Below are 20741 nucleotides of genomic sequence, written 5' to 3'. Positions count from 1 at the left end.
CTCCTTTCAGCACTCATCCTGACGGCTGAACGCCGCCCGGAACAGAAGAAATATCAGGAGGCCGCCTTGCGCCGCAGCCCGATCAGCCACGGCTTCACTCCGCGTGTCGGCCGCGCCGTGCCATCCAGCCGCTTTACGCGAATGATCGTCACCGGCTTCACGATCATCTGCCCCCGCATCGGCCCCGACCCGCAGCAGGTCGGCATGGCCAGGATGCGGCGCACGACATCCATGCCAGCGACCACATGGCCGAAAGCGGCATAGCCGATATAATCCCCCCGCGCGTCCATATTGGGCGTCGCGCCCGCCGTGATGAAGAAATTGCCCATCGCCGAATTCGGCCGGTTGGGTCGCGCCATCGACAGGGTCGCGTCGAGATGCCGGATGCCGGTCTTGCTGGTCGGCTCATGCGGGATCGGCGGCAGGGACCGGCGCGCATCGGTATCGATCCCGCCCTGGATGAGCCCCAGCCTCGCATCGCTCTTGCGCCGCGCCGCCCGGTAAAAGGTGACGCCATCGAACCGGCCATCATCGACATAGGCAAGGAAATTGGCCGAAGTGCGCGGCGCCCGCTTGTTGTCGACCGCCACCACGATCGTGCCAACCGACGTCTCGATCGCCACGCGCGTGTAGCCCGGCGTCGGCCGATTGCCCGGCACTCCCCACGCCGCCGCCGGAAACACCATCAACAACAGGACAAGCGCGCGCAACAGGGCAGCAGAAATCGGCGGTCTAACCAAGGATCTGTCGCCTCCATTCCAAAGCACGCGGGTAATGATCGCGCTACAGGACGAACCGTGCGCTCGCCAGTGGCCAACAGGACGTCTCCCGTCCCCGATCAGTCCGCCTTACGCTGTCTGTTGAAAAAAGGAGGTGAGCCGGAATAAAAGCGCGACGGCATGCGTAAGCGTCGCATCATGGCAACGCTTCTCCACCTCGACCGCTCGCCCCGCCCGCCGATCGCCGCCCGAGATGCAAAGCGGCCAATGCGGGTCGCCCTATTTTCCGGCAATTATGACTGCGTCCGGGACGGTGCGAATCAGGCGCTCAACCGGCTGGTGGATTATCTTCAGGCGCGCCATGGCGTGCAGGTGCGCATCTACACGCCGCGCGCGCCAAAGCCAGCATTCGCCGCCGTTGGGGATATTCAGGCCGTGCGCTCGCTCGGCTTGCCGGGACGGCCCGAATATCGGCTGGCCATGGGCCTTACGTCCGCCGCGCGCGCGGATCTCGACAGCTTCGCTCCCGACATCATCCACCTTTCGGCGCCCGACTGGCTTGGATGGCAGGCGCTCGGCTACGCCCGGCAAAATGATCTGCCCGTGATCGCCAGCGTGCACACGCGCTTTGAAACCTATGCGGACTATTATCGCCTGTCCTTCCTGCGCAAGCCGATCGAGCGCTATCTCGACCGCTTTTATGGCCGGTGCGACCGCATATTGGCGCCGACGCGGCCAATCGCCCATGAGTTCGCCCGCGCTTATGGAGAGGCAAAGGTTTCGATATGGGGCCGGGGCGTGGATCGCGCGCGCTTCCATCCGTCACTCCGATCCGACGCGGGACGCGCGGCCTATGGCTATGATCGCGACGATGTCGTGCCGCTGTTCTTTGGCCGCCTCGTCCTGGAAAAGGGGCTGGACGTCTTTGCCGAGACGATCGCGCTTCTGCGTCAGCGTCACCATGGGCTGCGTCCACTGATCGTGGGAGAGGGACCGGCCCGCAGCTGGCTGGCGCAACGCCTGCCCAATGCGACCTTTGCCGGGCATCTGGAGGGGGAAGCCCTCGGCACAGCCATCGCCAGCGCCGACATATTGATCAATCCCAGCGTCACCGAAGCCTTTGGCAACGTCAATCTCGAAGCCATGGCGAGCGGGCTACCCGTCGTATCGGCAGACGTGCCGAGCGCTTCCGCTCTTGTCACCCATGATGTCACGGGCCTGCTGGTCGAACCGAAAGAAGCGGCCGCCTATGCCGCTGCTGTCGAACATTTGATCGGCGACCCCCGCCGCCGCCGCCGCATGAGCGCGATGGCCAGCGCGGCTGCCGAACGCTATGACTGGGACGATGTCCTTGCGCCTGTTTATCAAGCCTATGCCGATTGCCTCGCGGACGCCCCACCGTCCGCCATGGCCCGGGAACTGATATCATGCGCTGGCTGAAAAGCGGCACCAGCGGCCCAATCGGCGATGACCTCACCGCCATGCGCCGCTATGCCCGTTCGCTCGCGCGCGACGATCAGGACGCAGACGATGTGGTCCAGGATGCGCTGGTGCGCGCGATCGAGCGGCAGGACAGCTTTCAACCCAGCCGCAGCAGGCGCCAATGGCTGCTCGCCATCGTCCACAATGTCTTCATATCGGGCAAACGGAAAGAAGCCGCCGAGGCGCGGCGCGACGCGCGCTTTGCAGAAACGGTGATGGCGCATGTCGATGCCGGGCAGGAACATCGGGTGCAACTTGCCCAATTGGGGCAATCCTTCGCCGCGCTGCCGGACCATCATCGATCGGTCCTCCACCTGATCGCTGTCGAAGGCATGACCTATCAGGAAGCGGCCGAGGTGCTGGACGTGCCGGTAGGCACCATCATGTCACGGCTGGCGCGGGCGCGTGCGGCCTTGCGGAACTCTGGCAGCGTCGATGGGCGGGCGACGTTGCGTCTGGTTGGAGGACAGGATGACTGAGGAACCCGCCGATCACGAATTGCACGCCTATATCGACGATGAACTGGACGATGCCGGACGCTTTGCCGTGGAAACGCATCTTGCCGCCCGCCCTGACCTAGCAGCGCGAGTGATGGCCGACCTTAGCGCCCGGACGGGACTCCGTCTGCTGGCGCACAGGAAGGAACAGCTCTCCAGCCATTTGCTCGACCACGGGGCGGCGCTTGCTCCTTCGAAAGCCCGGCCTTTCTGGCGCAGGGCAGCGACGGTCGGCGGGACCGGGACAGCGGCCGCGCTGGCATTGCTGCTGACGACCGGGCCTAATCCGCCCGATTATGTCGATATGGCCGTCGCCTCCCACCGGGTCGCGCTGATCCGGGCGCACATGGCTTCGCAGATCGAAGGGCAGGCGCTCGACCATCACGAGCTTCTGACGCGAACCCACATCTTCCTGCCCACATTGCCCGCAGACTGGAACGTGACCGACGTCCAGCTTTTCCCGGCGGGAAAAAGTCCCGCCCTTCTCGTCGCGATCAGAACCGGCGCGGGCGAGCGCCTGTCCATCTTCGCGACACGACAGAAAAGCGACGCCCCCGCCCTCCCCGACACGGTACGGGAAGGCAACCAGTCCGTCGCCTACTGGCGACGCGGCGACATGTCCTATGCCCTGACCGGCGAAGGCGATCCCGGCACGATCGACCAGGAGGCGGAACGGCTGAACCAATATTGGTCCTGACCCGGCGGGATACGGAAGCTTTTGATATTAAGTGGCGGAGAGGGAGGGATCAGTATTCCCGCGCTAAAAGCGGCAAATTTCCTATGTTCCTGCCAGACCAGCTGAAGCTTTCCCACACCCCTTACCACGGGTATCCCTGCTGGCCATGAAATCACCAGCTTGATGAAAGGATGACGGACAAACCTTGATCTGTCCAGACGCTAGCCGAAATGAGTGGACGCAGGTGTTCGAGCGCGACCGGCCGTTTGCGGAATTTGGCGTTTAGAGAGGCGAAGACAGGAAAGCCGCCATTCACCGAACCTGATCCCAGAGGCAGTTTCCGACCAAAGGACCCCGCGGGTTCCTGCACTGGAGGCTTTCGTACGCAAGCGCCCGAAACCCTTCGCAGCATCGGCGTTCCCCCTGCTCTGGTGTAAATGTCAGATCAGGACGCATCCTGCCATTCGCCCGATAACAGATGGGTGCAGCGCGCCGACCCGTGCCGCTCGGTTACCGGACTGCAGCCATAAGGAGACATCAGCGGCACCATCCAAGCGTATGACTTATCTCGTGTATCGCGAATGGCCTACCTCGGCGCAAGCTGTTACCTTCGATACCCCGCTACAATCACCACCCAGAGTACATGGGTAGCGGCAGGCTTGAAACCGGGCGGCTAACTGCGAACCGCCCGATTGCAGAGTCAAAACTCCCGCAGAATTTCGCGCAATGTGGTGCCGCGATATTCGGTGCGAACCGCACCGGCCTTTTGCAGAGCGGGAATAACGCCGTTGAGCAGATCGGGGAGCTGGCGGTTATAGCCCGATCCTTCGATAAGGAAGCCGTCGCCGCCGACTTCATCCATGACCGCCATCATCTTTTCGGCGACCTGCTCCGGCGTGCCACTGAAGTCCATTCCACTGGCGCCCTGGCCCATGGAGAACAGGTCACGGATGGATTTGCCTTCTTCCCGCCCGGCTTTCTTCATATGGTCGAGCGCGCTGGTATGGCCGCCCGCAACGATGTCCTGCGGCACGGGCACGTCCAGGTCATAGAGCGAAAAGTCCACGTCTAGCGAGGAGGAGGCCATGACGATATTATGCTCGAACGACGCCTGCTTTTCAGCTTCGGTCATTTCCTGCTTCTCAACCCCTTCGGGAAGGATGTTGACGGGCGTCAGAAAGATGACCTTGATATCATCCGGGTTGCGGCCCTGCGCTTCGGCGCGCCGCCGAATATCCTCGCGATAGGCTTTCATCCCGGGAACGCCGCCGGTCATCATGCCCAGAACAACTTCCGCATTCTTCGACGAAAATTCGCGGCCGCGTTCCGATGCACCGGCCTGACACAGGACAGGATAGCCCTGCGGCGACCGCACCGTGTTCAGTGGGCCGCGCGAGTGGAAATGCTTACCTTCAAAATTGATGGTGTGAACCTTGTTATGGTCGACATACACACCTGTTTCAGGGTCAGCGACCAGCGCGCCTTCTTCCCACGAATCCCACAGCTTCTTGGCCAGTTCGACATATTCATCCGCTATGTCATAGCGGACCGTAGGCGGCAGCAGCTTGTCCATGCCGAAATTCAGGGCCGCGTTCTTCTCACTGGACGTGACCATGTTCCAGCCAGCGCGCCCGCCCGTAAGGGAATCGACGGTCGAAAGTAGTCGGGCCAGCAGATAGGGCGGGTAGAATGTGGTGGACGCGGTAGCGACCAGTCCGATGTGCGACGTTTCCTGCGCCATGACTGGCAGCAGCGGGATGGGATCGAGTTTGGGGGCCAGCGTAGCGTTCTTCAGATCGAGCTCCATGGAGCCGGCATATCTGTCGCCAACGATCAACGTGTCTTCGAAAAAGATGAAATCGAACTTCGCTGCTTCCAGCATCTTGGCGAGTTGCTTGTGATAGGAACCGTCAATCCAGTCCGACCCGAACTCCTTGCCGTCACCGGGCCATGACGTGGCCCCGAACTTGGTGAAATAGCCGAGGTGGAATTTTGTGTGTGCCATAGCGTCAGTCTCCTTGATTTTAATTTGATGATCTGATGACCGGTAGACGTGTGTCAGAGCAGCGAGAGCGCGGCGTCGACACTGATCTTTCGAAAAGTCTGCCGCATGACGCCGTCATCCCAAATGGCGTCGTGATATTTTCTTGCGGTTATTTTCTCGTCTGCACTAATTTCAATCAATCGACTGCGCACACGCTGCGCCAGCTCTCTTGAATAAAGCTGAACATCCGCATCGCCTGCGTCGATGTAGCGCTCGATACTCTCCGCAAGCGCGATTGGTTCGAGCGCCAGTTCGACATCCTGGTGCAGATCAGGGTTCCGCGACATGATCGCAATATCGGCATTACTGGTGCGTCCCTGGGCAGTATAGGCAAAGCAATGCCGGATGCGATCGCGCGCCACCTCTGGCTCTTTCCAAGGGAACGTCAAATGCCGTGGAGTTCCGTCGGGAATAGCCAGGTGGGTAATCGCGCGATCGTTGATCGCCTCGATCAGCGCGTCGGGATCGGCTGGAAGAAAGACCTCCCGACGGGGCACCACGTCAAAGCTTGAGAAGTCGCCATAGCGCCCGCCAGAATGAAGCAGGTAGATTTCCGCATAATGCGGCGCCTTTCGGCGGCTGGGGCGCACATCATAATAGGCCGTGGTCACCAGCTGTAACAGCATGCTGGCACCCAGTGCGCTCAGGGGCGAGGTGAGAATGACGGCCAGCCGATCATCGGGCCGCCAGTCCAGCAGCTCCTCCCGATCCGCCGCATGACCGTTCATCTCGATCTCGAACATCGAACCCTTCAATGAGAAAGCGGTGTGCATAGGCTGCTCTCGCAAAATGTACGCCGACCGGGGTACGCCGGTGTCTTTCCAGCCTTCCCGACCCCTTCCCCGTCGAGTCCGCACCAGGCACCGACTTGCGTTCAGTGGCGATGCCGCCACCGCCGCGTACCGACTGCCTTGCGCCGCTCCTACGGTCAGTATTCGATGGTGGCCGGGACCGTCATGGAACGCAGCTCTTCCGAAGCCGAGTTCCAGGGTGAATCGAAGCCATTCACGACAGAGCTGTAGCCCAGCAACTGACGGAGCGTACGTGACGCGCCGTCCATCGTGCGCGGATCAAGAACGAGCGGAAAGTTGATCAACGGCCGACACCAGGGCGGGCAGTAACCAAAGTTGATGGATGCCCGCTGCCGGTCAGTCGATACATTTGCCCCTGTGCCGTGGAGCAGCATATCCGAGTAAATGAGCAGCGAGCCAGCAGGGGCGATGGCTGGCACCGACTCGTAGAATGTTGCACCAGACATATCGATCCGGTCGTTCCAGCGATGACTGCCAGGGACGACACGCGTCGCACCATTCTCCTCGTCAAACGCATCCAGGCACCAGATGAAGCGAGCCTGGTATGGAACGGCCTGATCATGGGTGTCGCGGGCAGCGTCCAGGTGGATGAATTGCGCGCCGCTTCCTGGACGTGTGACATTGGCATCCAGGCTTTGAACAAGGTAGCTTTCGTTAAGCACCGTGGGTCCGAGGATGTGTTTGACGAGGTCCAACAAAACAGGCTGTTCGAGGAGTTCGAGAAACACCGGATGCCGATCGGGCAAGCGGTCCAGACGCCGATTCTTGGCATCGGGATCGACAAAGAACTGGCTTACCCGAGTGATGTCCGCCGCCTCTTCGTGGGCAATTTCGGAAGCCAGCACCTGCCGGGCGAGTTCGACCTTGTCTGGCAAGATCGCGGCGGTCAGGATCGCATAGCCTGCTCGTTCAAAGTCGGCCTTTGCCGTTTCCAGATCCGGCGTAGGTTGCGGCAGAGCGTCCTGAAAATCCAGTGGCACCACTACTGTCGCTTTCATTTGCTCGGTCTGATAGTCATCTATCGAAATTGTGTTTCCAACTGACATTTCACGATCCTTCAGTCTTTGATCTGGAATGATATCGCTAGTGAGACCGTGATCTCACCCTGATCGCTATCTCGCGTCCTTCATCCCGGCACGTATCAGGGGTGTGCCTGCCTGAGTGCAGTCAAGGGGTCCGCTTGCGCCCCGGCGTGGCCGTAGCCAAAGCCGATCTGATACCCCATCAATTTCAGAAGATCGTCAGGCAGGGTTCGGGCGATATCTTGCGGGCAGGCCAGAAACTGGTTTTCCTCCTGCCGGACCCAGCCAACACAATAGTTGATCGCCTGCGCGCGTCGGATGTCTTTCGATCGATTGCTGCCCCCGGCATGCCACAGCTTGCTCGTGAAAATCATCACGGAACCACGTTTCATCTCGGCTGGCAGCGTGTCTTCCAACCTATATTCCGCACGCGGTAAGGCATGGCTTCCTGGAACAACCCGGGTCGCGCCATTTTCTTCGGTGAAGTCCGTTAATGCCCACAAGGTATTGCAAGAAACGATATAGTCATCAGGAAATGGAAAGCTGTCGAAAGTCATTTCGTCTTGATGAATAAATTGCGCGGGACAACCTGGCTTCAATGAGATCATCTCGGTTGCGCCGAGCTGAACGATCGGTGAATGGCTAAGTACGTCCTTCACGACGCCAAGTACCAAAGGGTTCATCACGAGGTCGCGACCGGTTTCCGAGCGTGCGATCAAATTGCCGACGCGTTGACTTCCATTACCGAACCACTCATTTTCGCTGAACGGCGCAGCATCGGTATATGGCCGCATATCCGTCAGGATTTGATGGATAACGGAACCTGGAACCAGCTCATCTATGATCACATGGCCATGCTCACGGATCACCTTTATCGCTTCCTCGACGGTGGCGTCGTTAGGAAGATGCTGAAGCTTCATCGTGATACTCCTTGAAGCAGGTCGTCTCGTCGCGCGCTAAGCTCAAAGAAATTACCAGTGCCACCTTGTCGGTTAAACCAAATCGCATAGGGCAGCGGACCGTCGCTGAGCCAAGCACCGCGCCTTCCTTCTTACGTTAATATTTATCAACATTTCTTATGTTGAATATTTTCAACTTCCTGTCAACAGGTTTATGTGGGGTTACCGCGCCATCGCGAGCGCCAGCGATGGGCCGAGCGCAAGACTCGTCGTCCAAGTTCGTTATCGAAGCATGATTTAGCGATGGGGCCACCCGGCGTGGGCCGCGCGCTTGGCCGCACGCTCTGAGTTTAACCTATTTCGGCGCCCGCTTTTGCGTCGCACCCCGTTTTTCCGCAGCCATTTCGTCTGGCCGGGCCTTCAGTATGCGTATTTCGGCCGGAGTGATGGTTTTCGCCATTTTGACGAGCGAATTCGCTCCGATCATTTGCATAAGCGGCATTTTTTTCGACCATGGCTTACCATGACCTGCGATGACTGTCATGCCTTCCATTGCGGCATTGATGAAGATCGAGACTGCTTCAACTTCCTCGTCGTTAAGCGAGGGATTCAGCTGCTTTACGAACGAACCAATCAATGTGTGACTATATTGGTATAAGGCCTCCACGCGCTCCGCCACAAATTCATTGTGATTACTCATGGCCCAAAGTTCTGTCATTAAATGCGTTGTTCCTTTCGCCTTGGCGCCTTCCAACGTGCCGGTTATCACAAGAGTCAGCGCGTCTTCGGCAGGCATATTAGTTTCATACACGCGATGTCTTAGGAGTTCTTCACTGGAATCGAGGATTTCATGAAGAAGTAACTGGACAAGCATTTCCTTTCGAGGGAAATGGCGCGTGACGTTGCCTATCTGCAAACCGCATTTTTCTGCGATCCGTTTCAATGTGAACGCCGCCGATCCCTCTTCAATCAACACTTGAACGGCAGATCGAAGTATCATGTCGACCGTTTTAGAGCCTCGGGAAGATTTCCCGGGGCGCACCATGCCAAGGTCCATCGATTGTTCATTGCTATCGGCTTCCATCATGGCACTGTCCTAAGCATTGAAGGATCAGTCGATCAAGGGTGCCAGTGTAGGTTGGCCTTCTCTACACCGCGAGGCTCGAACCCCGCGACACGAGCGGTGACCCCACATTTGGGCGCCGTCACCTGCCCCAAATTTAGGCGGGAACGACTCCCTTTACTGCCGTGCCCCGCCGAAATTGGCGCTGGATACCTGAGGCTACCGGGTGATGTCGATCTCGCGAACGACTTGACGGCCGAACGGGAGCGGGCCAACCGGAGATTCGAGGTAGTGCTGTCAGACAAACCGAATCGCTCTTCGCTGCATGCACCAAGGGATGAAGAGGCAGGGACTCAGGCCGCGGAACCGCCACTCCGCCAGTGCGGCTGAGCGTCTCTCCTTAAAGGTCTGCCGTCGATGAGGTGGCGCTCCAGGGAAAGATGGTTGTGGATGCTGGCGTGAACAGAGGCGAATTTCTGTAGTGCCTTCATCTGCCTGAAGCGGAGCGTCGCTCTTTCCCGTCGCCGAAAGGCAAACGGCGGCTGTTCTCCATCCTGTTTGTATACCCAGCCGGTCCACCGCAGCGACATATCAGCGAAGGCCATCTATTCAACGTTCCGCAGGCTCAGGGGAAATCGCACATGCATCATCACCACCAGGCGGATGATTTCTCGCGAAGAGTTGACGTAGCGGATTGGGCTGGCAGGTGCGGGCCACGGCATGGAATCTGCTTACCAGCGCCTAACGAGCAGTGCATTTGATCTGACAGTGCCGATCGAAGTGATCGGCAGAAGTTCAACCCCGTTTCCCAGCGTCCGCTAAAAGAGATCTGGCCGTTGCGAACCCGCGACGGCCAGTCCCTTCAATTTACTTCGTTGCTGCCGCGCAGCTTACCACCGGAAGGCAAGCGATGCGCCAAACTCGCGTGGCGCGGTCGCGTTGATCGTCCGGTAACCCGAGTCGAACACGCTGCCATCCGCTGCCGCGGTCTGGCCGATGGCGGCCGAAATGTCCGTGATCCGCTTTTGATTAATGAGGTTTTTGATGAATCCGGTCAGTTCCCACTTGCTGTCATCGCTGCGGACACCCGCATAGACATTGAGAATGGTACGGCTTTGATAGTTGAAGTTCCTTAGCTGCGAAAATACCGCGGGACGATAGTTGATCAGCCCGCGCACGAAGGGTGTGAACGATCCACCCATCGGGAAACGCAACTCACTGTTGGCCGAAAGACTGAAATTCGGTGTATCCGACAACCTGCCAAGCTTGCAGAAACTAACATTGCCCGGTCCGGTAATTGCTGGAGTTCCCTCCGAATCCGGCGCCCCATCGCCGTTATAATCGTTGCACGGCAGCCGGGCACCCTTGGAATACCGCGCCTTGACATAAGCGGTGCTGACCGAAAAATCCCAGAAAGTCGTCGGATGTGCATCAAGGGTCAATTCTACGCCTTTGACCGTTGCGTCGCCATTATAGTTGAAATCGAACCCACCGTCGTTGACGCGATCGCCAGGCGTGCCCACCGGCGATGCCGGCGGAACGTTGTCGCAGCCCCCGCCAAATGCCGCTGGCAGGTTGGGGCAGTCATAGGTGACACCTGTAAAGCGCGACACGAAGCCGTCGATCTTCTGATAGAAGGCGGCGAAAGCAAAGTTCAGTTTCCGGTCGAACGCCGAACCCTTCACGCCGACTTCAAAAGCATCGGTCTTTTCGTCATCTGTGACGATCAGGTCGTTCGACAAGCCCACAGGCACTGACGCGCCTGCCGTGGGGGCGCGGAATGACCGATTATAGGAGGCATAGATGTTCAGGGCGTCGTTGACCTCATAGGTCAGGTTCACGCCGCCAGTGAACGCATGCGTACCCTGGTCGCGCAGGGCTGCTGGAATACCGTCCTGATTGACAGTGAACGGATCAATCGGATCAATGCCAAAGGGGGCAAAGCCCGGATAGCCAGGCGAACTGACAAACGTGTCGCTGACGAGTATGTTATGATATTTGGTGTAGCGCAAACCGCCTTCAATCTTGAGATTACCCAGACGCGCATGTCCGAACGCGTTGAAAGACAATGTTTCAACGTCTGCGGGAATAATGACATTGACCCCAATCGGCAGGAACAGGCCCAGCGACGCAGGTGCAAAAGCCGTGAAGAAGTTGTCTGCCGGCTGATCTACCCGCGTAGTACCAGTCTGCTTGGTGTAGAACGCACCGATACCACCGCCGAGCGAGCCGTCATCATTCGTCGAAAGCCGAAGCTCAAAGGTAGGAATCTTGAACGGTGTCTCGATACGTTGGACGGCCACATAGCCCGGAATGGCGTTGGTGGTGTCCTGATCGCGCGCCTGACCCAGCTTGGAATACTGATACGCAGCCAGTCCATCCAGTGAGACTGGCCCCATATCCCAGTGGCCATTGAACGTAATCTGGTGTGATCGATTCTTGAAACGTGCCGGACCTTCCATGACCGATGCATAGTCATCAACGCCCAAGGCTGGACCTGATGTACCTGCCAGACCAGTCGATCCTGTGCCAACAACCTGGGTATATTGCCGGGTATCGGCTTCAAGATATTGATAGGTCAGATAAGCGGTGAACGCGTCGCTCGGTTTGAAACCAAGCGTTATACGACCGCTCATCGTAGTCGCGCGGGAACGGTCGCCATTGCTGATATTTCTCACCTGGTTAACCTGGTTGTGATCAACCAGACCAGCAACGCGGATCGCGAACTTGTCGGAAAACGGCAGGTTCACACCGCCCTGGAAGTTATAACCTTTGTCGTCTGTCGCGCTTGCTTGCGCATAGCCGGTTATTTCATCGAAGACAGGACGACGCGTCGTGATGGTGATGGCACCAGCCGGCGACGGGAGACCACGTTCAAGACCCTGAGGCCCGCGAAGAATTTCGATCTGCCCGATATCGTACAAGGCAGTGAATACAGTTTGAGCGTCAGCGGGAACTTCGTTGACGTAAGTCTGAACAGTGGGGGTGACGCCTGAATCGGGATCAAACGAAAGGCCGCGAAGGGTGGTTGTGTTGTTACGGCCCGAAGTGTTGGTCAACTCTAAGCCCGGAGCCAGTTGTTGGACGTCCTTAGTGTCGAACAGCTGAAGTTTTTCAAGCTGTTCGCCAGTAGCGACGTTAACCGACATCGGAACGTCGGACAGGTTACGCGCGACACGGGTCGCGGTCACAACGAGGTCCGTAGTTGTCACTGCGCCCAGGCCTTCTGTCCGCGTCTGGCTTGGCGTCGTTGGAGAGGCGCCCTGATCCTGGGCATGCGCCACGGTTGGCAACGCCAATGCGCTAGCAGCGCAACACAGCATCAGGTTGCGCTTCAAATATTTTTTCAATGTATTCCCTCCCTTTTGTATCATCAGCTTCAGTCATGCGCAGCGGCGTTATTGCGCCGCCTGACATCAGTGCAACGAGCAGTGCCGGATACGATGGCCGGGTGCTGCCAGCATATCGGAGCTTCTGAGCTCAATAGTTGAAATTTTTCAACTAAGCAACAAGGGCCGACTCATACTCACCACGCCACGGCGGCGGCAGCGGCGGCGAGGTAGATGGCACCAAGGAAGTTGGTTGCGAACTTGTTGAATGAATGGCGATGCTGGCTGAGATGCCGCAAACGCGCTTTAGTACATTGGCTTCACGTTCCAGGAAGAAGCTCGTATTACCCAATTCGATGGGCCAGCCCTCCATCACTTCAACGTGATTCTTTACATCGAACGCTACTGTGACGATCATCCTTTGATCTTGCTCGGCAAGGCCGCTTTCAGCAAGCTTTCCATTGCCGACCAGCCGCAACTATGTCCGCTTTCAGGCGATCGGCAGCGGAGCGTTATGACCGAGACTGGCGCTTAGCTGCCCTTTCGCCGACTGCGGAGGAAGGCCTCGATCGAGGCGACCGGTATGAGCGTCATGCTACCGACCTTGAGGGTCTCGATCTCTCCATCGGCAATGAGCAGATAGAGCTTGGATCGGCCGATACCGGTCATGCGACAGGCATCCTTGATGCGGACCGTGATCGGCGCGGGTGATGGCTCGAGGCTCATGGCTGTTCCTCCGATTTCGCAAGGGCGGTTATTTCGCCGCTGTCGGCCCTCACCAGGCGCTGCTCGACCAGCTTCATGAAGCTGACATAGCGCGTCCTTCCGAGGCGGGCGGTGTCACTGTCGAATGGCGGCTGGTCGGCAACCAGCGTCAGCTGGTGCCGGATGAACAGGCCCAGCATCTCGGTCAGCGCATCGACCTTGCGCTCCAGCCGATCGGCCGTCCGGTTCTGCCGGTCAAGCCGCGGCCCGAACCGCTGGTCCAATTCCTGCGCGCCCTTGCGGTCGAGCCATGCGTTGAGCGCGTCGGTCAATATCTGCGTCTTCGACGTGCCGGGATCGGCGGTCAGCGCATTCAGCTTCGCCGACAGGCTATCGGGGAGGTAGAATTGATGGCGGGTCTTGAACGTCTTCATGCCCGCAACATCCGCCAAGCCGCTATGGGGCGACAGTGCCTCCATGGTGCCGTCAGGTGTCTATCGGAGGGCGGCCGGTCAGCCGATGCCCAATCCCCTATTCCTGCCGCCAATGGTCCAGCTGATTGGACCGTCACGCATGACGCCCGACACAGGCTTGCCAACGGCCCGATCGAGGACCGGGCGCCAGGGCACGAGGCTGAACTCATGCGCCCTCTCGATCACGGCATAGCGCTGGTCCCCGACGTTTATGGCGCGGCGATAGATGCCCTCAATCGGCTCCCTGGGCCGCAACGTGATGTGCCGCAGCCCCGTTTCCCGTTCGATCTGCTGGCTGGTCCGGCTGAGCTCGCGCTGCTGGAGGAGGAGAAGCAGATTGCGGCGTAGGCGAACACCTTGTCCTTGCTGCTCTGCAAGTCCCTGCTCCACAAGCCATGCCTGCCGCTGGGCAAGGCTCTTCCTGACATCCGCCCCGAACCCGCCGGAAAGCGGCTGCGGCTGATCGCTCGCCATCTCGCGGTCCAGCCATGTCACGCCATCATGGGCGGCGAGATGTTCGAGCGGCCTGACGGACAGCGTTTCGATGCGGACCGGCAGGCGCCGACTTTTCTCCCGTTCATAGCGTTCGGTGTCAATCAGATGATCCTCACCGATGACCCAGCTGCCGTCAGATTGCCGTTCAGGCACGCCGATCAGCCGCCGCATGGCCTCGAGTCGGCGGACATGCATCTCCGCTGTGCTCTCCGTTATCGTCCTGTCTTGCGCGAGATGGAGATCGACACTGTAGCGCCCCTGATGTTGGGCAGCGATGTTAGCCACCGTGCGATCGACATCGCGTACCTCGATCGGTGCGGGCGAGAGGCGGACGATACTTGCAGTCGGGAAGGCCTGCTGGTCCTCGCCGATGTCGGCATAATGGCTGTGGCCATTGAGGGCATCGATGATGAGGTAGCGCCGGTCGCGATGCTCGTCGGACAGGCCCGTGGCGACGACCCTGCCTATGATCGCCTCTCCGTGGGCGGGATCGTACAGGCTATGGTTGTGGGGCGGGCGATGGATCCCTGCTTCCCGCAGTTCGCGGTTCAACGTCCGGATGATGTCGCCACGCTCGCCCATGCGGCGCAGCGTCGGTTCCAGTTCACGATCGAGCGTCCAGCGTCCGTTCCTGCCTTCCTCGGCAAGGCCGAGACGGGACAGCGTGCGTAGCCGCCCAATGAGCGAAGCATGTTGGCCCGGATGGGTCTTGGTGACGGTGATGACACCCTCTTCATCGGCTTGCCGCATCAAGGTTCGGTCGATGCCGGTGAAGCGCTCCTGCTCGATCTCTCTTGCCATGCTGGCAGCGATCTCCTGTTGCGTGCGGGGACCAAGGTCCAGGGACACGATCCCGGCAGCGCGGGCGCGAAGGCCCTGGGTCATATAATCCCGGGCGATGACGAGATCCTTGCCGGTCTCGTCCTTACCCCGCACGATGACATGGCTGTGGGGATGGCCGGTGTTGAAATGATCGACCGCCACCCAGTCGAGCTTCGTGCCCAAATCCTTCTCGGCCTGCTCCATCAGCTGACGGATCACGGACTTAAGGTCATCATATTGTGCGCCATCCTCCGGCGCGACGATGAAGCGGAACTGGTGGCGGTCACCAGCCGAGCGTTCGAGGAAGGGCTTGTCGTCGAACCGATCGGTGTCGCGGCCATAGAGCGATCCGCGTTCCCCTTCTCGGGTCGTGCCGTCGCGCTGGAGATAGCGGAGATGGGCAGCGGCTGCCATGCCCTTGCCCAGCTTCACGATGCGGCTCTTCACCACCACGCGACGGGCGCTGGCGACGGATCGGGGTGAGCCCCGGCCGAGCACCCGCCCGACGCCATTGCCGCGCCCCAGACGGGCGCCGGTGAAGCGGCGGCCAGCACTGCCGCCACCGCCGACACGGCGAGCCCGGGCGAGGCTCTTGCCGACGGTCGGCGTGTCGCGGCCGATGCGTCCGAGCCAGAGATCGAAATCGTCGCCGTCGGCCATGTCGTGGTCCTTTCCCTAGGAATGCGGGAAAGGATGGGAAGCGGTCGGCCCGCCGTGCAAGGGCCTCCATCGCCAAGACCGAAGGTGCTGCATTCTCCGGCCCTGTGGAGGCATGGCCGTCGGCATGCCTCCATCAAAAACCCTGTGCAGGCGCCATTCCCGGCCGCATCAGGAGGCAGGGCTTTAATCTTGCCGTACCTTAAATCCCCTCACATCTGCCTTTTCAGCGTCTCAGATTTCAACAACGACGCTCACAAATTCCGGCCTTTGATCCCGCGGCGAGGATGGGCAAACCGCCCTCCTGCTCGGCGGCTTTTCACCATCCTCATTGCCTGAATGATGGTTGCGGACGTGGCCTTGGTTGTAGCTATCCTCGCTGGTTTTCACTTCAAAACGAAGTCATCGAGCACCTGATTTCAGGCGTCCTGCGGTCGGCGGCGGTCCTGATGCCGACTTGAGGAAGCATGTGAATTTCTGATGCAGGCTGCATCTCCTCCACGTCATTAAGCGCGAAATTTGGCTTGATAACTTCGCCAAACCCAGCAATCTGGCCCGGCTCCCAAGATACGTGGGAGCGGGGCGTCGAAACCCCGAACCAAAGGATGCTCGGTCACAGTTTACTGGGGCCGGGTGGCATGCGCGCATGTCCAGCCGGCAACGGTAAAGGCGCATGCGCCTGTTCCTTTGGTCAGGTTTCGAACATCCGGCTTTGGCCGTCGCCCCGAGTGGACATAGGCGCGACGATGAAGGCCAAGGCTCAGGGCGTCGCTCACCCGAGGGACGCGTATGACGTTGCCGAGCAGTTCAGGCTGGAACCCTATTTCTGATCTGCCATCTGACCGAAAAGATGGTCGACGGATGCTGCTGTGGGAGGAGGATCAGCCCGTCGTGGGCCGATGGGATCCCAACCGGCGAGACTGGGAGGACCCGGAAGGCATGCAGCTTTATGAGGAAATCACCTTCTGGGCCGACATTCTTGCCCCTCAATAATTGCAAGCCTGACGAATGTTTCGACCTCATATCGATCCAGCCTTCGGTCAAGATGGAGTCGGTAGACGGGATCCTCGCGGCCCTTGTTCGGCAGATTGGCGGTCGCCTTCGACCGGAAGTAGGATCTTCGCGACGGATGGCACGAACCGTGGGAGGCCACACTTCCCAAATACTGCTGGAATGTGATGCGGCCTAGCGGTTGTTGTCGGCGATCTTTAGTCTCCCGGCGACGGCATTGCCCTCGCGGGACCGTCTCCGGGAGTGAAGGCCGGTACTCAGAAAGTAGCGGCCATACTGGAAGCCTATAAAGCTCTTGATCGCATTCCGCCATCAGGCGGTGGATTCAAATACCGCTCTTTCAAGGCGTGCGATCGCATTCAATCGCTCTTTTTGAGATGCTGCTCGAGGGCCGATGCATGCGCCGTTCTCTGGCACTACGCCTCTCGCGTCGGCTCCGTCTTGCAGTTTGATCGGCAAGAAGCGCAGGGATCTGATCTGCTGCTACGGCTGGACTGAAGAGATAACCCTGCGCCTGATCGCACCCGCTCCTGTGCAGGCGATCTGCCTGGCCTCCTGTTTCGATCCCTTCGGCGACCGTCGTGACTCCCAGATCCCTTCCGAGGTTGACGATCGCGCGGACGATCGCCGCGTTGATCGGATCGTCGAGGGATTGAACAAAAGAACAATCAATCTTGAGTACATCAACCGGAAACTGCTTTAGGTGGATGAGAGAGGCATAGCCTGTGCCGAAGTCGTCAAGTGCGATTGTCATCCCGGCGCGCCGAAGCTGTTCAAATGTCTTCGTTACGTTGTGAGAAGCCCCCTCAAGCAGCACCGTTTCAGTGACTTCCAGTTCCAGACAAGATGCGGAGATGCCTGCGCGATCGATGCGTTCCATCAAGCCCGCGACATAATGCTCCTGTCGAAAGGATGCGGCTGACACGTTAAAGGCGATACGACCGATCGGGAGTCCCCGCCTTCTCCACCGAAGGATGTCGGCCGCGATCAGCTTGAATATGCGCTGGTCAAGAGCGATGGCGAGTTCGGCATCCTCGAAAGCGGCGGAGATTGTTCCGGGTCCGTGATATGCGCCAGGCATTCCGTCGCGCCAATGCAATAGTGCCTCAAATCCTGCGATGGCACCCGATTCCAAATCGACTTTGGGTTGATAGAAGGGGAGGATCTGATCAAGGTCGAGCGCCTGGCGGGCCAGCGACAGTTCCGACATGCGGGCTTGCAGAGCCTCCTGGTCAGCTGTCGCCGTTCCGCTGCAAAGTTAATTTCCTCCAGCGTTCGACCAACAGAGACGAACGAAGCGAACATGAAGGCCATTCCGGCTGAAGTCGTGAGACGGCCGCTATCAGACGGCAAGATGCTCCGTAGGCATTGAAGAAGGTGTCCAGTCACTACTTCAAACAATATGCTCCCCATTCGTCCATCAGCTTTCGCCTCTTCTCGAGGAGGTTCCCGCGCCGGTATGCAGCTTCCGTCTTGTCCTTGACCCGGTGAGCCAGAGCGGCTTCTGCGATTTCACCGGGATGATTGGTCTCCTCGCTGACCCAGTCCCGGAAAGCCGAGCGAAATCCGTGGGCGGTCGCGTCCTCCTTCATCTCGCGGAGCAATTTCGTGAGCGTCATGTCACTCATCGACGCGTCACCTCTGGCCCCAGGAAATACAAGCGAGCGCGATCCGATCCGCAATTCCCGGCACCGTTCCAGAATCGCCAGCGCCGGTATCGACAGGGGAATGACATGCTCGCGCGACGCCTTCATGCGCGCGGCCGGTATGGTCCACAGCTTCTCGTCCAGATCGAATTCTTCCCATGCCGCACCTCGAACCTCGCCTGATCGGACGGCAGTCAGGATAGCAAAGCGCAGCGCTAACCTACTGAAGGATTCCCGCTCCGCGAGCCTCACCATGAAAGCGGGCACCTTTGCATAGGCCATGGCCGCGAAGTGCCCGTCCTTCTTGGGCTGTCGTGGAAGCCCCTTGGTAATTGCGCGCATCGGCGCCTCCGTCTCGCGATAGCCCGAAGCGTAAGCCCAATCGAGAACGGTGCCGATCCGCTGCCGGACTCGTCGCGCTGTCTCTGGCTTGGCGAGCCAGATATCCGACAGCACGTTCCGGATCATGGGTCCTGTAATCTCATGAACCTGCACATGACCGATCTGGGGAAACACATAGGCCTCCAGCGTCTGGAGCCATTGCTTCTCGTGCTTCTCATTCCGCCATGTCTTGCTGTGGGCGGCAATCACTCTGGCTGCCGCCTGCCGGAATGTGGGAATGCCCTGCGCCTTGCGCCGCTCGAATTTCGGATCCAGCCCGAGTTCGACCCAGGTGCGGATTTCTCGCGCCCGCTCTCGGGCTGTCGCCAGCGAGACTTTGGATGCGCTGCCCAAGCCGAAGTCGCGCCGGTTGCCATTCTTCTGCACCCGGCACACCCAGCTCTTGGCACCGCCGGGCTGAATCACAAGAAACAGGCCGTCGCCATCCCCGAGCCGCCCGGGACGTGTTGCTGCCTTCACAGCGGTAGCGGAGAGCCTTCCCATGCCACCAAATCTCCCACATTCTTTCCCACATTTCCAATCGGTCACCGGTGGACTGGCAGGGATGGACGTGGATGCGAATCCCGCTGAAAGCCGCAGAAAAGCTGGGCTTTAGTGATTCGGAACGGATGTGAAAGGACAGGATGGTGGCGGAGAGGGAGGGATTCGAACCCTCGGTACCGTTTCCGGCACGCCGCATTTCGAGTGCGGTGCATTCGACCACTCTGCCACCTCTCCGCAGAAGGTCCAGCATGTGCCGTCCCGGTCGAGCGGCGGCCATTAGCGAATGATGACCGGCTTGCCAAGCGGCCCGGACCGTATTTTTCTTGTAACACTCAGCAAGCACCCTAAATTGCTTTTCATGACCGACACCACTGCAATCTTCGGCGCCGATGTCAGCGCGCCACCTGTTGTCCACGCGCATTTCAGCATCGGCGATGTCGTAAAGCACCGCCTTTTCGCCTTCCGGGGCGTGGTGTTCGACATCGATCCCGTCTTCGCCAACAGCGAGGAATGGTATCAGGCGATTCCCGAACAATCCCGGCCGGACAAGCACCAGCCCTTCTACCATCTGCTCGCCGAAAATGGCGAAACCAGCTATGTCGCTTATGTAAGCCAGCAGAATCTGATGGCCGACGACAGCGGGGAGCCGGTGGATCATCCGGCGATCGCGGGGATGTTCGGGACCTATGCCAACGGCAAATATCAGCTGCGCCCGCTCCATCGCCATTAAGGCGCCGTCCCGCGCACGGGCGTGGTGGCGGGTCGCCGCCGCCCTCGCGTTGCTGCCCGGCCTCGCCGGAATCGCGGCTGCGCAAGCACCGACCGAGCGCCCCGCGCAGGAACCTCGGATCAATGCCGATCCGACCTTCCCCTTCGCCAATGAAGTCGCCGCCTTTGCCAAGGCGAATGAGAGGGATAGCGGCGCGCCCGGCGCCATCCTCTTCCTCGGCAGCTCCAGCATCAGGCTGTGGGACACGAGCTCGGGCTTTCCCGACAGAAGCACCGTCAATCGCGGTTTCGGCGGAGCGACGACGCCCGACGTCCTGCGCCACTATACCCGGCTCTTCCCCAAAGCCGCGCCCCGATCGGTACTCGTCTATATCGGCGAGAACGACCTCGCAGCCGGCGCCAGCCCGGACACCGTCGCGCACAACATACTCACGCTGCTGAAGAAGTTGCGCGCCGATTATCCCAAGGCGCGCATCGCTTATCTGTCGCTGAAACCCTCGCCCATCCGATGGACGCTCTGGCCGAAAATGGCAGCGGTCAACATGACCGTGGCGGCGCGTAGCCGGGTCAGCGGCTTTGAATATCTCGACGTCGGCAGCAGCCTGCTTGCCCATGACGGCCTGCCCGACGCATCGCTGTTCGGCCCGGACGGGCTGCACATGAACCCCCGCGGATACAGCCGCTGGAACAGTTTGGTCGATAGCTGGCTCGACCGGACGGAGATGGCGGCAGCACCCGCATCGCGTTCGGCATCACTTTCCAATTGATCCACGGC

19 protein-coding genes, 1 tRNA gene and 1 pseudogene are annotated in these 20741 nt (G+C 59.7%); 6 read left to right on the top strand and 15 right to left on the bottom strand.

Annotated elements, in window-relative coordinates; genetic code table 11:
• Nucleotides 1-53 precede the first annotated feature (53 nt).
• The gene (locus tag AC6JBC_RS02800; RefSeq protein WP_498025985.1) at nt 54-686 is read right to left on the bottom strand and encodes a peptidylprolyl isomerase; all 633 of its coding nucleotides are present in this window, start codon (nt 684-686) and stop codon (nt 54-56) included.
• 231 nt (nt 687-917) lie between these two features.
• On the opposite strand from AC6JBC_RS02800, the gene AC6JBC_RS02795 reads away from it, so the two are divergent.
• From AC6JBC_RS02795 to AC6JBC_RS02785, 3 genes are read left to right on the top strand one after another with little or no spacing between them, the layout of a single operon-like run.
• Complete coding sequence (locus tag AC6JBC_RS02795; protein WP_498025275.1) at nt 918-2159, top strand: glycosyltransferase family 4 protein; 1242 nt, start codon at nt 918-920, stop codon at nt 2157-2159.
• The gene (locus AC6JBC_RS02790; protein WP_498025273.1) at nt 2147-2680 is read left to right on the top strand and encodes a sigma-70 family RNA polymerase sigma factor; all 534 of its coding nucleotides are present in this window, start codon (nt 2147-2149) and stop codon (nt 2678-2680) included. The genes AC6JBC_RS02795 and AC6JBC_RS02790 overlap by 13 nt, the downstream gene beginning before the upstream one ends.
• Nucleotides 2673-3395, top strand: coding sequence for an anti-sigma factor family protein (locus tag AC6JBC_RS02785; RefSeq protein WP_498025271.1), 723 nt, complete (start codon nt 2673-2675; stop codon nt 3393-3395). Before AC6JBC_RS02790 ends, AC6JBC_RS02785 begins: the two co-directional genes overlap by 8 nt.
• Before the next feature lie 679 nt (nt 3396-4074).
• Here AC6JBC_RS02785 and AC6JBC_RS02780 read toward each other — a convergent pair.
• From AC6JBC_RS02780 to rlxS, 11 genes and pseudogenes are all read right to left on the bottom strand, one after another.
• Nucleotides 4075-5379 carry an NtaA/DmoA family FMN-dependent monooxygenase gene (locus AC6JBC_RS02780; RefSeq protein WP_196224665.1) on the bottom strand — a complete coding sequence of 435 codons (1305 nt, stop codon included), beginning with the start codon at nt 5377-5379 and terminating at the stop codon, nt 4075-4077.
• A 53-nt stretch (nt 5380-5432) separates the two neighbouring features.
• Nucleotides 5433-6191, bottom strand: coding sequence for a hypothetical protein (locus AC6JBC_RS02775; RefSeq protein ID WP_196224666.1), 759 nt, complete (start codon nt 6189-6191; stop codon nt 5433-5435).
• Between the two features lie 155 nt (nt 6192-6346).
• Complete coding sequence (locus AC6JBC_RS02770) at nt 6347-7276, bottom strand: phytanoyl-CoA dioxygenase family protein (RefSeq protein ID WP_196224667.1); 930 nt, start codon at nt 7274-7276, stop codon at nt 6347-6349.
• Between the two features lie 95 nt (nt 7277-7371).
• Entirely contained in the window at nt 7372-8172 is an 801-nt protein-coding gene (locus tag AC6JBC_RS02765) for a phytanoyl-CoA dioxygenase family protein (protein ID WP_196224668.1), read from the bottom strand.
• A 334-nt stretch (nt 8173-8506) separates the two neighbouring features.
• Nucleotides 8507-9238 (bottom strand): TetR/AcrR family transcriptional regulator, encoded by a 732-nt coding sequence (locus tag AC6JBC_RS02760; RefSeq protein WP_230463184.1) that lies wholly within the window; start codon nt 9236-9238, stop codon nt 8507-8509.
• Between the two features lie 273 nt (nt 9239-9511).
• A pseudogene (locus AC6JBC_RS02755) lies at nt 9512-9773 on the bottom strand (hypothetical protein); the annotation flags it as partial.
• A gap of 331 nt (nt 9774-10104) precedes the next feature.
• Nucleotides 10105-12564 (bottom strand): TonB-dependent receptor, encoded by a 2460-nt coding sequence (locus tag AC6JBC_RS02750; protein ID WP_498025269.1) that lies wholly within the window; start codon nt 12562-12564, stop codon nt 10105-10107.
• Nucleotides 12565-12715: 151 nt separating this feature from the next.
• The gene (locus tag AC6JBC_RS02745) at nt 12716-13021 is read right to left on the bottom strand and encodes a hypothetical protein (RefSeq protein WP_196224670.1); all 306 of its coding nucleotides are present in this window, start codon (nt 13019-13021) and stop codon (nt 12716-12718) included.
• Nucleotides 13022-13074: 53 nt separating this feature from the next.
• Nucleotides 13075-13269, bottom strand: coding sequence for a helix-turn-helix domain-containing protein (locus AC6JBC_RS02740; RefSeq protein ID WP_196224671.1), 195 nt, complete (start codon nt 13267-13269; stop codon nt 13075-13077).
• Nucleotides 13266-13727, bottom strand: a complete 462-nt coding sequence (locus tag AC6JBC_RS02735; protein WP_230463185.1) for a CopG family transcriptional regulator — start codon at nt 13725-13727, stop codon at nt 13266-13268. The genes AC6JBC_RS02740 and AC6JBC_RS02735 overlap by 4 nt, the downstream gene beginning before the upstream one ends.
• 33 nt (nt 13728-13760) lie before the next feature.
• Nucleotides 13761-15698 (bottom strand): relaxase/mobilization nuclease RlxS, encoded by a 1938-nt coding sequence (gene rlxS, locus AC6JBC_RS02730; RefSeq protein ID WP_196224672.1) that lies wholly within the window; start codon nt 15696-15698, stop codon nt 13761-13763.
• A gap of 786 nt (nt 15699-16484) precedes the next feature.
• Between rlxS and AC6JBC_RS02725 the strand changes: the two genes are divergently transcribed.
• Nucleotides 16485-16688 (top strand): hypothetical protein, encoded by a 204-nt coding sequence (locus AC6JBC_RS02725; protein WP_196224673.1) that lies wholly within the window; start codon nt 16485-16487, stop codon nt 16686-16688.
• A gap of 358 nt (nt 16689-17046) precedes the next feature.
• On the opposite strand, the gene AC6JBC_RS02720 is transcribed toward AC6JBC_RS02725, so the two are convergent.
• The 3 genes from AC6JBC_RS02720 to AC6JBC_RS02710 all read right to left on the bottom strand — a co-directional run bounded on the left by AC6JBC_RS02720 (nt 17047) and on the right by AC6JBC_RS02710 (nt 19471).
• Nucleotides 17047-17916: an EAL domain-containing protein gene (locus AC6JBC_RS02720; protein WP_196224674.1), complete on the bottom strand. Its 870-nt coding sequence runs from the start codon at nt 17914-17916 to the stop codon at nt 17047-17049.
• Between the two features lie 178 nt (nt 17917-18094).
• Entirely contained in the window at nt 18095-19237 is a 1143-nt protein-coding gene (locus tag AC6JBC_RS02715) for a tyrosine-type recombinase/integrase (protein ID WP_196224675.1), read from the bottom strand.
• 144 nt (nt 19238-19381) lie between these two features.
• A tRNA-Ser gene (locus AC6JBC_RS02710) sits at nt 19382-19471 on the bottom strand.
• Nucleotides 19472-19595: 124 nt separating this feature from the next.
• On the opposite strand from AC6JBC_RS02710, the gene hspQ reads away from it, so the two are divergent.
• Both hspQ and AC6JBC_RS02700 read left to right on the top strand, forming a co-directional pair.
• Entirely contained in the window at nt 19596-19967 is a 372-nt protein-coding gene (hspQ, locus tag AC6JBC_RS02705) for a heat shock protein HspQ (protein WP_196224676.1), read from the top strand.
• Nucleotides 19924-20733 (top strand): GDSL-type esterase/lipase family protein, encoded by an 810-nt coding sequence (locus tag AC6JBC_RS02700; protein ID WP_498025267.1) that lies wholly within the window; start codon nt 19924-19926, stop codon nt 20731-20733. Before hspQ ends, AC6JBC_RS02700 begins: the two co-directional genes overlap by 44 nt.
• Nucleotides 20734-20741: the final 8 nt, after the last annotated feature.

This window comes from Sphingobium sp. RC1 (genome assembly GCF_059738765.1).
The sequence above is the reverse complement of the archived record's forward strand: the minus strand, read 5'-3'. Positions and strand labels throughout refer to the sequence as shown.